The 13,273-nt window shown below is 56.2% G+C and carries 12 protein-coding genes; 8 read left to right on the forward strand and 4 right to left on the reverse strand.

Translation table 11 applies throughout. The features are described 5' to 3' along the window. Positions 1-102: 102 nt before the first annotated feature. From EP166_RS03325 to EP166_RS03340, 4 genes are all read left to right on the forward strand, one after another. Positions 103-1,260, forward strand: a complete 1,158-nt coding sequence (locus EP166_RS03325; protein ID WP_164743794.1) for a sensor histidine kinase — start codon at positions 103-105, stop codon at positions 1,258-1,260. Continuing rightward, on the forward strand, positions 1,257-1,913 hold the full coding sequence (locus EP166_RS03330) for a response regulator (RefSeq protein WP_127555370.1): 657 nt from the start codon (positions 1,257-1,259) through the stop codon (positions 1,911-1,913). Before EP166_RS03325 ends, EP166_RS03330 begins: the two co-directional genes overlap by 4 nt. Positions 1,914-1,994: 81 nt before the next feature. After that, positions 1,995-2,744 carry a hypothetical protein gene (locus EP166_RS03335; protein WP_127555371.1) on the forward strand — a complete coding sequence of 250 codons (750 nt, stop codon included), beginning with the start codon at positions 1,995-1,997 and terminating at the stop codon, positions 2,742-2,744. Between the two features lie 94 nt (positions 2,745-2,838). Further along, positions 2,839-4,572, forward strand: coding sequence for a potassium/proton antiporter (locus EP166_RS03340; RefSeq protein ID WP_127555372.1), 1,734 nt, complete (start codon positions 2,839-2,841; stop codon positions 4,570-4,572). Between the two features lie 94 nt (positions 4,573-4,666). On the opposite strand, the gene EP166_RS03345 is transcribed toward EP166_RS03340, so the two are convergent. From EP166_RS03345 to dsbD, 3 genes are read right to left on the reverse strand one after another with little or no spacing between them, the layout of a single operon-like run. Beyond that, positions 4,667-6,043: an ATP-binding protein gene (locus tag EP166_RS03345; protein WP_127555373.1), complete on the reverse strand. Its 1,377-nt coding sequence runs from the start codon at positions 6,041-6,043 to the stop codon at positions 4,667-4,669. Then, the gene (locus EP166_RS03350) at positions 6,040-6,708 is read right to left on the reverse strand and encodes a response regulator (protein ID WP_127555374.1); all 669 of its coding nucleotides are present in this window, start codon (positions 6,706-6,708) and stop codon (positions 6,040-6,042) included. Before EP166_RS03350 ends, EP166_RS03345 begins: the two co-directional genes overlap by 4 nt. An 11-nt stretch (positions 6,709-6,719) precedes the next feature. After that, positions 6,720-8,543 (reverse strand): protein-disulfide reductase DsbD, encoded by a 1,824-nt coding sequence (gene dsbD, locus EP166_RS03355; RefSeq protein ID WP_127555375.1) that lies wholly within the window; start codon positions 8,541-8,543, stop codon positions 6,720-6,722. A gap of 129 nt (positions 8,544-8,672) precedes the next feature. On the opposite strand from dsbD, the gene EP166_RS03360 reads away from it, so the two are divergent. From EP166_RS03360 to EP166_RS03375, 4 genes are all read left to right on the forward strand, one after another. Then, the gene (locus EP166_RS03360) at positions 8,673-9,221 is read left to right on the forward strand and encodes a TlpA family protein disulfide reductase (RefSeq protein ID WP_246026207.1); all 549 of its coding nucleotides are present in this window, start codon (positions 8,673-8,675) and stop codon (positions 9,219-9,221) included. Positions 9,222-9,231: 10 nt separating this feature from the next. After that, the gene (locus tag EP166_RS03365; protein WP_127555376.1) at positions 9,232-9,444 is read left to right on the forward strand and encodes a DUF4266 domain-containing protein; all 213 of its coding nucleotides are present in this window, start codon (positions 9,232-9,234) and stop codon (positions 9,442-9,444) included. 12 nt (positions 9,445-9,456) lie between these two features. After that, a complete protein-coding gene (locus EP166_RS03370) occupies positions 9,457-10,761 on the forward strand; it encodes a DUF3570 domain-containing protein (protein WP_127555377.1) in 1,305 nt (434 codons plus the stop codon). Positions 10,762-10,823: 62 nt separating this feature from the next. Then, positions 10,824-11,756, forward strand: coding sequence for an FAD:protein FMN transferase (locus EP166_RS03375; protein ID WP_246026208.1), 933 nt, complete (start codon positions 10,824-10,826; stop codon positions 11,754-11,756). Positions 11,757-12,039: 283 nt separating this feature from the next. On the opposite strand, the gene EP166_RS03380 is transcribed toward EP166_RS03375, so the two are convergent. Then, positions 12,040-13,272, reverse strand: coding sequence for an FAD-dependent oxidoreductase (locus EP166_RS03380; RefSeq protein WP_127555379.1), 1,233 nt, complete (start codon positions 13,270-13,272; stop codon positions 12,040-12,042). Position 13,273: the final 1 nt, after the last annotated feature.

Genomic DNA, 13,273 nt, shown 5'->3' on the forward strand with positions numbered 1-13,273 from the left:
AGAATGGGGTTTCAATCATCAAAGTATGCGCGTCCCGCACCGGAGCTGACAAGGTGACCTTCGGATATGGGCGCAGCTCGGAACACAGGATACACTAGCCACATGAACCGATTCACATCCCGACATGGCTTACCGGTGCACCGGCTGACGCAATCGCTGGAAGGCGTTATGGGCTATATCGCCTGGGCAATTGTCTGCTATCTCACCCTGAGTAACGCGCCGGCGAATACCGAGTCCGGGCAGATTCGGCTGTTTGTTATTGTGGCTCTGTTACTGCTCTTTATCGTCGGCTTCTTCTACACCACCCGAGAGCAACAGTACCAGCGCATGGACACTCGCATCCGGCAACTGTCCTTTGCCGTGCAGTTCCTGGCGGTGCTGGGCATTCGTTTTGTGGCTGAATCCGGGGTTATCGCCATTCTAAGCGTTTCCCTGGCGGCGCAACTACCGTTTCTGATGTCCAGAACCTTCTCCTATTTGACCGTGCTGGTACTGGTGCTGATCGATCTGGCCTTTATCTGGGGTGAGCCCGATGCCATTATCTGGACGGCTCTGGGCGCTGCCTTCCATGTGTTCGCGCTACTGATGAGCCAACGGGTGATTCAGGAGCAGGAAGCACGAGACCAGATCACCATCCTGAACCGGGAGTTGCTGGCTACCCAGGCCTTGCTGGAGGAATCGGCCAAACAGACCGAGCGTATCCGCATCGCCCGGGACCTGCACGACGGCCTCGGCCACCACCTGACCGCCCTGATTCTCAAGCTGCAGTACCTCACCCATACCACCGAAGGGGAAACCCGCACCCGCATTGAGGAAACCCACCAGCTGTCGCGCCTGTTACTGACCGATGTGCGCAACACCGTGCATGAAATGCGCGGCGATTCCAGCATTCGTCTGAAAGAGGCGCTCGAAGCACTGATCTCTCAGATTCCCCGGCTGCAAATCAACTTGCGCATGGACGACAACATCAGCGTCGCCGACATTGAAGTAGCGGAGGCCCTGTTTCGCTGCATCCAGGAGGCGGTAACCAATACCCTGAAACACGGGAATGCCAGCGAGATGAATATTGACCTGCAGCACGGCGTTAATGACGTTGTGCTTACCATTACCGACAACGGCGGCTGCCAGCTCGACTGGCGCGAGGGCGCCGGGCTAAGAGGTATGCGCGAGCGCATTGAAGCGCTCAAGGGCAAGCTGGATGTCGCCTCGGGTGCTGGCTTCAAACTTAATATCACCATCCCTGTTATGGAGTCGCTATGAACGAGTCAGTCAACGTTATGCTGGTTGATGACCAGACCCTGGTGCGTGAAGGCATCAAATCACTGCTGCAGCTAGCCGGACATATCGACATTCTGGGCGAGGCCAGCGATGGTGTGGAAGCGCTGGAAGCCCTCGAAACACTCACCCCCGATGTAATCCTGATGGATATTCGAATGCCGCGTATGGACGGCATTGAAACCCTCAAAACGCTGACCACGCAGGGCAGTACCATACCGGTCATCATCCTCACCACCTTCGATGACCATGAACTGGTGCTCAGTGCCATTCGAGCCGGGGCTCGCGGGTTTCTGCTCAAGGATGTCTCACTGGAGAGCCTGGTCGAGGCGATCGATGCCGTGCATCGTGGCGAAACGCTGATCCAACCCGCTGTCACCGAGCGGGTGCTCAAAGGCTTTACCGAGTTGCAAACCCAAAGCAAGGTGGAGCGAGACCCGATTCAGGAACCGCTGACGCAGCGCGAAATCGAAATTGTTCGGCTGATGGCCGGTGGCTACAGCAACAAGGAGATTTCACGCGCCATCTTCAAATCTGAAGGCACCATCAAGAATCACGTGTCCAATATACTCGCCAAGCTGAATGTCCGGGATCGCACCCGGGCTGTATTGAAAGCATTGGAACTGGGGTTGATCTGAATCAAGGCCAGCAGGCCAGGGGGTTGTACCCTCAGGTGAAAGTCGCGATACTGACGCAATAGAATCTACCGTGTAGACAATATGCCACGTCCACGCTTTCACATCACGCCTGACGACTGGTTCGATACGCTCGACTGGCTTGACTATCAACTCTCCCAACCTGGCTGGTTGCTGGACGATGCACACCCCGTTCATCAGCAGGGGTTGGCTCATCTGACCGAGCGCCTGCATCAGTGCCGCTATGTTCAGTCACCGACGCACCCGGACTGCGACGCACTGCAAACCCTCCTTGAGCAAAACCTCGACCGCCCAGACTGGGACCGGTTGCGAAAAACGCTGTCAGCGCGCCGCCGTCGCCGGCGAGAAAAACGTCTGGCGCAATCGCCAGTTAACCTGACGCTTACCACTCAGGCTCATCACTGGTTAAAACAACTGGCTAGGGCGGGGCGCTTTGCCACGTTAAGTGATGCCCTGGTAGACGCATTGCCAGCTTTGGTCGCCGATCTTGAAGCCCATGCTCAGGCGACTCTGAAGACCGACCTGGAACAGACGCTGGCCAACTGGACTGAAATCGATCTTATAGCCAGCGCTGACCAGTACCTGACCGCAGCCCGCAGCGACCGAAGCCTGGCGACCGCGTGCCGTATTGCTTTTCAGTGGTACCAGCGAGACCCGGACCGACACAAGGCGCAGATGCTGAAGGAACGCTTTATTGAAGACCTGGTCTGGAATCAGATTCATTTGGGCAAACCAGCAACAGCTTATTTATCTGCTCAACCGGCTTCACAAAATGCTGTTGGGGCTGGACGCATCCCTGATAATGAGCTCTGATTAAGCCAGCGACAGGCACAATCGGCCGATTCTCGGCTAAAAAAGGGTTCACGCCCGCCTCATTCACCAACCCCCCAAGGAAACGACGGCTGCGATGGTCGATACCAATACATTTTTGTTAGTTGCAGGATTGCTGTTGCTGATTGGCATCATTGCCAGTTCGCTGACGGTGCGGCTCGGGTTGCCGTTCCTGCTGTTGTTTCTGGGTGTCGGAATGCTCGCCGGTGAAGACGGCCTGGGCGGTATTCCCTTTGATAACTTCGATCTGGCCTTTCTGGTCGGCAACCTGGCGTTATCGGTCATCTTGCTGGACGGCGGTATGCGCACTAAGCGCAGCACCTTCCGGGCGGCACTCTGGCCTTCGGTTACGCTGGCCACCGCCGGTGTGATCCTGACCGCCACCGGGGTAGGCTTATTCGCAACCTGGTTGCTCGGGGTTGATATGCGCTATGGCCTCTTGCTGGGCGCTATTGTCGGTTCTACCGATGCAGCTGCGGTGTTCAATCTGTTGCGCAACAGCGGCATTCGGCTGAATGAACGGGTAGGGGGGACGCTTGAGATCGAATCGGGTGCCAACGACCCGATGGCTATTCTGCTGGTGGTGATCATGATCGAGTTGCTGACCGGTTCGGCCCAGTTCTCGGTTGGCTCCCTGCTGCAACTTGTTTTGCTTCAATTTCTGCTGGGTGGCGCCATTGGTGTGCTCGGCGGGTGGCTACTGGTCGCCTTGCTGAAACGATTGCACCTGGCCGAGGGCCTGTATGCGATCCTGATCGTATCCTTTGGCCTCGTCGTCTTTGCTGGCGTCAACCGCCTCGGAGGCAGCGGCTTTCTGGCCGTCTACTTGCTTGGATTAGTCGTCGGAAATGCCAAAACCAAGCCACCGGAGTCGGTTTCACAAATTATGGACGGGCTTGCCTGGCTGTCTCAGGCAGGGATGTTCCTAATTCTTGGGCTGCTGGTTAGCCCGGCCAACATGCTCGACAACGCGCTGGCCGCTGTTTCCATTGCTGCGTTTTTAATCCTGTTCGCCAGGCCACTGGCCGTCGTTCTCTGCCTGCTGCCGTTCCGGTTTCGCTGGCAGGAGCGCTGGTACATCAGTTGGGTGGGCTTGCGCGGCGCCGTGCCGATTATTCTGGCGGTTTACCCGGTCATGTCGGGCCTGGAAAACTCCCAGTTACTGTTCGACATTGCCTTCGCCGTGGTGCTGGTATCGTTGTTAATACAGGGAACGACAGTACCCATTGTCGCGCGTTTGCTGAATGTCCTGATTCCGGCACCACCGGCCCCGGTTAACCGCCACGCCTTGCTCAACGAAGCCGACCTGTCCCTGGAAGTCGATGAATTCGTCGTACAGCCCAATGCACCGGTGTTGTCGCCATTTTTTAACGCCAACCAGAACGACAGCGCCAACCCTCAATGTGTTGCCCTGATTCGGGACAAGCGCCCGATGGATGTTGACGGTGCCCTACGGTTCAAGGTGGGAGACCGGGTCTGGATGCTGCTGCACACGGAAGACGTTGATGACGTGGCAAAACAGTTCAGTGGGCAAAAACAACAAGGCATGTTGACGGCTCAGAATTTCTATGGCGAATTCGTGATCCGGCCCGAGGCACTGGTCGATGATCTGGTGAAGTCCTATGGTATTGACGCTGAGCCAACAGAACAGTCGATGACGGTAGCCGAGCTTCTGCAGTTGCGTCTTGGCAAACACGCTGTTGAAGGGGACAGAATTCGATTGGGCAGCTTGCGTCTGACCATTCGCCAAATGGAGGGGGATGCCATTCAGGCCATCGGTTTGAAACTGGGTTCCAAAAAACAGGGATAATCAGCTTAGGGCTTTCTTTTAGAACGCATAGACAACGGGTCGTAACAAAGTGCCCGGCTCGACCTAGCGTCATCACAGACACGCCCTTGTCTGGTCACTCCGGCCAGAAGACCGTGACGGTTAATCCGCCATTGTCTGTGTCAGACAGCCTCAACTTGCCCTGGTGTCGCTCAACAATGCGGGCAACAATGGCCAAACCCAGTCCAGCGCCTGAATGTTCCCCGCCACCCCGGTAGAAGCGTTGAAACAGCAAGTGTTTGTCAGCATCGCTCACACCGGGCCCATTATCCTGAATCGTTAGCTCCAGACAACCTGTTTCCGGTTGCCAAAGCACCTCGACCTTGCCTCCTGGCCCGGCATGTTGCAGGGCGTTACCAACCAGATTCTGCAGCAAAATATCCAGACTGCCGGGCTCTAGAGCCAGGGACCACCCGGTACTTTCTTCGTTTCGTAAAAGCAGTTCAGTGCCCTGCTGCCAGGCGAGTGGCGCCAGCTCGGCAAGTACCTGTCGGCTAACGGCCAGAGGGTCAGTCACTGTCTTTTCTACCGGGCCGTCCGGTTCGAGACGCGCCAGCGTCAAAAGCTGAGACACAACCCGGGTAGTGCGTTCGATGCCCGCTTTCAAAGCCACCAGTGATGCATGACGGTCTGTTTCATCGTTGCTGGCCAGCGCATTCTGGGTGTGCAAACTCAGCACTGACATAGGGGTGCGCAGCTCGTGAGCCGCATCCGCAATGAAACGCTGTTCCCGTTCACGCATGTCCTTTAGTTGTGCCAGGAGGACATTGATCGCCTGTTGAATGGTATCCAATTCAGTGGGCAAGTTGGCTTCAGGCAGGGGGGTCAATGACCGTGGGTCCCGGTCGCGAATGTTTTCCGCCAGGGTTTCCAGCGGCTTTAGTCCGTAACCTATCGCAAGCCACAATAGCAGTGCCAGTAACGGCGCGCCCAGCAGTTCCGGCAATAGGCTTCGAAATGCGATCTTGGTAACCAGTTCTCCCCTGACATCCTGACGCTCGGCAAACAGTATTCGGTATGGGTCGCTCAACCCCGGCAGTACAAAAATTCGCCACTGATCACCACTGGCCTGTTCATTCGTATAACCCGAGGTAATGCTGGTCAGTTGTTCCGCTGGGGCATTAAAGGATCTTAAAATGAGGTGACCATCCTGCCACACCTGAAAAACCACTTTGCTCTCATAAGGGTGGCCGTTCCGGCTCTCTTCAAGCGTATTCATTTCCTCCAGGGTGCTGAGCAAGCGGAGCTTTTCGACCTGGCTAAGTGACGTATTGCTAAGGCCCGTCATCAATTTGTTTAACACATGAGCCTGCTGAGCCAAATGAGCGTCGTACAACTCTTCCACTTCGTGAGCGGCATCGTTAAAGCTGGTCCAGGCCATCAACGCGCTGGCACCGAGAAACAGAATGAGCGCGGCCCCGAGCGTTCGCGTTCGGATAGACCTTCGTTTCATGGCCTCGCGTCCTTATCGAGTGCATAACCTACGCCGCGCAACGTGCGAATTAGCCCGGGGAACAGCTTTTTGCGCAGGTGATGGACGTGCACCTCCAGCGCATTGCTCTCAACGTCGTCGTCCCACCCATACAGAAGCTGCTGGAGGTGATCCCGAGTGAATACATGTCCTGGCTGATGGGCCAGCTCATGAAGCAGGGCGAATTCGCGACGGGTCAGGCTAACTGGCGCTTCCTGAAAAAACACCGACTGGCTGTTCACATCCAGCCGCAGAATGCCGAGGTCCAACTGACTATTGGCCCGGCCAGCACTGCGGCGAAGCAGAGCCCGAATACGGGCTTTGAGTTCGGTTATCTCAAACGGCTTTATCAGGTAATCGTCGGCGCCACTGTCCAGCCCTGTAATACGATCAGTCACGGCATCGCGAGCCGTCAGTATCAAGACCGGTGTTGCTTTTCCATCCGCTCGCAATGTCTTGAGAACCGACAAACCGTCCAGGCCTGGCAAGCCAAGATCAAGCAACACCAGATCGAATACCTCGTGCTGTAGGGCGTGAACGGCCTGAAGGCCGTCTGACAGGCTGTCGAGCGTGTATCCTTCAGACTTGAGTGCCGTGCGAATGCCTTCCCGCAGTGATGCATCGTCTTCGATCAGTAGTAACCGCATGAAATCATCACTCAGAGTGGGCCAGAGCCAGCATTCTGCAGAGTTTGCAATTGCGCCTGCCATTGTTCAAGGTCGATTTCGCCCAGTGTACGCAGCTGAGTCTGCTCGTTCCCGGCGTTATCAAAGAAGAGCAGGGCGGGCGGGCCAAAGAGCCCATGCTGCTGCAGAAACTCAATTTGCTCGGCACTGTTGCGGGTTATATCCAGTTGGAGAAAGCGGACTTCGTTGGTGTAACGCCTAGCGCTGGTCCGGCTAAACACCTTTTCCTCCATTTCCTGGCAACTGGTGCACCAGTCAGCATAAAGATCCAGTACCGCGACCTGGCCTTTGGATCGCGCGGTTTGCAGTTGAGCGGTTAGCGTTCCGACACTGCTCGTACGCTGAAATAATGGGTCAGATTCGACAAGCTCGCCCGCCTGACCAGCCGCATTATTCAAGCCCGCCAGAGGTTGCAACGGGTCAGTATGACCAGCCATCGCGCCCAACAACAAGCTGGTTGAATAGATGCCCAGAGCCGCCGCAAGCCCGCGCCGGGTTTTCTGCCAGCCAGTCTGCACCGAGCCCCCTAAACCGATATGCGCGGCGTAAACCAGCGCCAGCAGGCCCCACAGCGCCAGACTGAGATGGCCGGGAACAAAGCGCGCCACCAGGCTGATGGCAATGGCCAGCAACACCACGCCAAAGAAGTGCTTCACGGCCACCATCCACATGCCCGCTTTTGGCAGTAGCCGCCCGCCGCCCGCACCCACCAGTAACAGGGGCGCACCCATGCCAAGGCTAAGCGAAAACAGAGCGCCACCACCAAGCCAGGCGTTACCGGTTGTACTGATATAGATGAGAGCACCGGCCAGTGGTGCCGAGACACAGGGTGAGACAACCAAAGCCGATACCAGACCCATTAAGGCTGTACTGACATATCGGCCAGCACCGCCGGAGGCTGCCGAATCGGTTTGACTGACCCGGCCGAGGCGATTGCGCAGAAAAGCCGGGACCTGAAGTTCATAAAAGCCAAACATGGCCAGGGCCAGCATGACGAATACGCCGGCGAAGAGACTTAATGCGACAGGATTCTGCAGCGCACTTTGCAGATTGAGCCGAGCACCGAAAAAACCGACCAACACACCCGCCAGTGTGTAGGTAGTGGCCATTCCGAGCACATAGGCCAGTGACAAGCTCAGACCTTTGCGGGTGGTGATTTGCTCGCCCTGACCGGCAATGATGCCCGCCAGAATCGGGATCATGGGTAAAACACAGGGCGTAAAGGTGAGGCCCAAACCGAGCACAAAAAAGGTACCGATGATCCAGAATGTGCTGGCCGAGGCCATCCAGGTCGCAAGGGCACCGGAATTCCGTTCACCTCTCACCATCTCTGCAGGACCCTCGGTCGTCGCGCTGTTCAATGCCGCTTTGGCGCTACCACCGAGAACCGTGAAGGTTCGGGTTTGTGGTGTGTAGCACAACCCGTCTTCAGCACACCCCTGATACTGCAGGTTCAATTCAAGTGGCTGAGCGTTGGTGTTCGGCAAGTACGCCTGCAAAACAGCCCGCTCATGAAAGACTTCCACTGCACCGAAGTATGGATCCTGCTTCAGCTCGGGCAGGGTGATGAAGGTGGGTGTAAGAGCCTCGCCGTTAACAGAAAGCGCGATTCGAGACTGATACAGATAATAGCCATCGGCGATGTCCCAGTGGGCCTCAAATCGACCGGGATAGTCGTCGCTTTGAGTGATCGAAGGCGAAAAGGCCTGGTCTGGTGAGAGAAACTCTTCGGCATTGGCAAACGGCATTAACGTGATCAGCAGCACCATTGCCCATCGAATAGAGGCTGAGGTCATGAACGGGATCTCCAACTGGGTGATCCGCCCATCATCACTGCGCAACCTTAAGCCAATATTAAGCGGCCCTTAAGAAAGCCTTAAGTAATTGGGGTCATCCTGTGTGCATAACCCACAACGAGATAAGCCATGATGTTTCGCTCTGCTCGACTCCTTTCGCTTTCTACTCTGCAGCGTGTTGGCATTTCCCTGACACTGATGCTGCTGTCACTGGTGTCTGCCCAAGCGGCCAATATTACGCCGGTCAATCAAGCCGAATTAGCGCCAATGCGTGATTTCAATCTGTCTGAAATGGGCGGTGGTGAGCTCAGTCTCGCCGAATTGCAGGGGCAGGTGGTATTGGTTGATTTCTGGGCTTCCTGGTGCGGCCCTTGTCGCGAGTCTTTTCCCTGGATGAACGCGATTCAGCAGCGTTATATGGACGATGGCCTGGTGGTGCTGGGTATTAATCTGGATCAGGACGCCGCCGCAGCTGAATCTTTTCTAAAAACAGTACCTGCCAATTTCACCCTGGTGCGGGACCCGGATGCTCGGCTACCCGAAGCCTTTGGCCTGATCGGCATGCCCTCCAGCTATCTGCTCGATCGTCAGGGACGCATTCGGGCTACTCACACCGGGTTCCATGCAGGCCGGGCCGATGACTATGAAGCCAGTATTCAGCAACTGTTGGCAGAGTAGGGGGACCACTATGAAGCCATTATTGACGTTATCGCTGCTGTTACTGCTCGCCGGGTGTTCGAGTCTCGGGGTTAAACCCTGGGAGAGAGATCTGTTGGCGCAGTCCGATATGCAACTGGTGAGCGATCCAATCGAAGCATCACTCGATGATCACGTGTATTTCAGTAAAGAAGGCAGCAGCGGGGGTCGCGGTTTTGGCGGCGGCGGCTGTGGTTGCAACTAGGAGCGACGATCAATGACTCACACCAACACCCGCCCCGCGCAAGGTGCTGAACTGGCCAGTATGCTGGCCGCCATCGGTTGCGCCGTCCTGTATGGTCTACCCAATCAGGCGGCAGCCGGTGAACTGGAGAAATGGGACTTCGATGCTGCCGTGTTGCAGTATGTTGAAAGCGATAATAGGGTGCAGGCCACCGAAGCTGTGGTCGGTGCAACACGCCACTTTGATACCGAGACCAGCCTGAACCTCAAACTGACCTTTGATTCGTTGACCGGCGCGTCACCCAACGGTGCCATGACCGATGACCAGCCGCAGACCTTTACCCGTCCATCCGGTAGAGGGCGCTATACGGTAGCCGGCGGCGAGCTGCCGCTCGATGATACGTTTCATGATGAGCGCACAACCGTTGCCGCACAATGGTCTGCTCCGCTGGGGCGGGACTGGAGTTACTCCGGAGGGCTTCAGTATTCAGCCGAGCACGATTATCAATCCAGAGGCGTTAATGCCAGCATTTCGCGCTTTTTTAACCAGAAAAACACAACCTTAACTGTCGCTTCCAACCTGTCACTGGACACCGTCAACCCGGAAGGTGGTGTGCCCGTTGGGCTGAGTGAAGTCGCAGAGTGGGGGAGTCCTACCTTTTCGTCTGATTTTGCCAACAGTCGAGATGGGTCTACGGCCGACAAACAAATCCTTGACCTGGTGCTTGGCGTCACTCAGATCATCGATCGACGCACCCTGATGCAGTTCAACTACAGCCTGAGCTTAAGTGATGGCTACCAGACCGATCCTTATAAACTGGTCAGTGTGTACGACCAGGCTGGCGGCACGTTACAGGGCTACCGGTACGAAGCCCGACCGGATAGCCGGTTGAAACAAGCCGTGTTCTGGCAGACCAAGTACCAGGCACCGAATGATGACATCATCGAAGGCAGCTATCGCTATTTGTTTGACGATTGGGGGTTGGATTCGCACACCCTGGATCTGAAATACCGATGGCGTTTTGCCAATCAGTATCTGGAGCCTCAAGCACGCTGGTATCGTCAGTCCGCCGCTGACGCCTACCAGCCGTACGTCACCACGGCGCAGTTGGCAGAAGACCCGCAAGCACTGACTGCGGACTATCGTCTGGGTGATTTCGATGCCTGGACACTGGGTCTACGCTACGGCTATCGCTTTACGGACGATCGGGAAGTCTACACCCGACTGGCAGTCTATCGGCAAATGCCTCGCGACGTTGAGTCAGATGTCACGCCTGCCGATGCGGCTGATTTGCCGGATATGACGGCATTAATGTTGACGGTTGGCGTGTCGTTCTAATGAACTCGCGGCAGGTAAGCGTCAGATGGCAGGGCGACCTATGGACAGGGCACTTTGATGCCATGGCCAGCTCCTGCGAGATCCTGCTGGCGTTGCCATTTGAGCAGGCTGAACTGGCAGGGCGCCTAGCCCGGTTGGCTGCGGCTGAAGTTTGGCGCATCGAACAACGATACAGCCGTTACCGCCCGGACAATCTGTTCGCGGCATTGCACCGTCGGCCGGGGCAGGCTCAACGGGTCGATGCCGAAACAGCCCGTTTATTGAACTTTGCCGACCAGGCGTGGCGGCTTTCAAGTGGCCGGTTTGATGTGACCTCGGGGCTATTGCGCCGCGTGTGGACCTTTGATGGCAGCGATCGTCTGCCTGACGATGACGCCATTAAAGCGCTCTTGCCCCGGATCGGCTGGCAGCAAGTGACTTGGCTCAGCGGTATAGCGGATTCGTCGGGTGAAGTCGCGGGCGGTTCGTTGACGCTGCCTGAGGGCATGGAGCTGGATTTCGGTGGTATTGGTAAGGAATACGCCGCAGACCGGGCCTTGGGTCTGTGTATGAAAGCCATCCCAGCGCGCTGGCGTCAGTCCGGTATGCTCATCAATCTGGGAGGTGATCTGGCCTGCAATAGACCACGAGCACCGGAGCAACCCTGGCGCGTAGGCCTGGAATCGCCGCATGAAAATGACCAACAGCCGCTCATGCTCGAATTATGGCGCGGAGGATTAGCAACATCGGGCGATAGCCGTCGTTATCTGCTGCGAAATGGCATACGCTATAGCCACTTACTGGATCCCAAGACTGGCTGGCCGATCGAACAAACCCCGAGATCCGTCACAGTGGCTGCGCCCAGTTGCATTCAAAGCGGACTCGTTGCCAGCCTGGCTATGCTACAAGGTGCGTCTGCCGCTGAGTACCTCAAGAGCATCGGTTTACCGCATTGGATTATTAATGAATGGACAGGTGACGATGTTAGGCATCGTGATACAGACGTAGAACTATAATGGCGATAACGGATAGTTGGTGTAGAAAAGCTTATTCAAGGGCTTTATATTCAAGCAACTCACTATTTCCTGTAATAAAGATTACAGGAAATAGTGAGTCTTCATCCAGCTATCCAATACCTTCTAATTTCCAACCTAGTAATACAGGCACGTTCAGCATCGTTGCTATGTGACGCCTACCCTCATGTCAGCGCATGCTGGTAGGCATCACCCAGTTCTTGGCGGCGGCTGCGATCAACCAGGTACTGACTTGGGTGGCTGAACGTAGCGACCGCCGTGTTACTCAGGCTGCGCGACCGCGGTAGATGGTCCGGGGGTCTGTCATTAATTGTGCTTTCAGACGGACGTCGTCCAGGGAGCACCCCAATTTTTCCTGAATGGCACACAGATCCAGATAAGCGCCTGATAGACAGGACGTCACATGGACAGATGACTGGATGTGGAATCGAACGCCGTCGTCACTCACGGTAATGCCCTCCTCCAGTTGCTGACCGGTGCGTGAATCCAGGACATACGAGATAGGCTCAAACGGAGGTTGAACCCGGCTCACATGAGATAATGACAGGGTGGGTATTAAGCCCTGCGCCTGGTTCAGGATATCTTTATCGAGAGCCACAGGACTGCTCGGAGCCTGGTCTTTTGCGGCCTCGGTTATCCTGATGCGCATTTTGCCAGGGGCTTCCATATCCGGTTCCGCAGACAGGATAGAGGCCGGTGTGTCAGGTGTGTAGGCGGTCAGCACCCGGCCGCGTACCATGCCGTGTGCCCTGAATTCCACGGTGTTCATTGGTTCGATCGCCAAATCAGCGCCAAGGCCCAGCCCCTGGGCAAGTTCAAGGCTGGCTAGGCCAGCCGTGCCTACCAGGTAGCGGGTCAGAAAATCGCCTTTATCCGTACGCACACGATAGCCGACCGTGTGAGGCTCAATGTGCAAAACACGGGTATTGCCTTGCAGGCTGACCGTTTTGTCGTAGGAATTGATGGCATCGTCTAATAAGGAGGCCACCAGTGCTTTCGTATTGACCAGAGTGAACTGGTTGGTCGTGCCGATCGCCGCCATCGGTTCAGGGCGCAGCCCTCCTTCGGACGACAAGACCACGTGCGGTTCCAACTCGGCGATGTCGGATCTCTCCCACCATTCCAACATCGGAAAATGTGGTTTGAATGTCTCAAATCGCGCTCTAAGCCACTGTGTATTCGATTCGCCAAAGGCAACAGCCATTTTAGGGCACTTCACCAGCATGCGGCCGGCATCGCTGTGGCGCAAAGCATAGTTGGTCACCATAGAAGCCGACCGGTGCCAGTTTCTAGCCTGGGCCAGCGTGCAGGTTGTATCCACATAGCCGTATTGCAATGCCTGGCTCGACCAGCCATCGGCCAGGGAGGTTCGGCCGAGGTCGCTGGCATCCAGCAAGCGGATGGAAGACAGGTTGGTGAACCTTGCAAGCTGATAAAACAATGCGGCTCCCGCCGGGGAGGCACCGATGACAAGGACATCACTGACAGGTTTGCTCATA

Source organism: Saccharospirillum alexandrii, assembly GCF_004000275.1.
Taxonomy (GTDB): domain Bacteria; phylum Pseudomonadota; class Gammaproteobacteria; order Pseudomonadales; family Natronospirillaceae; genus Saccharospirillum; species Saccharospirillum alexandrii.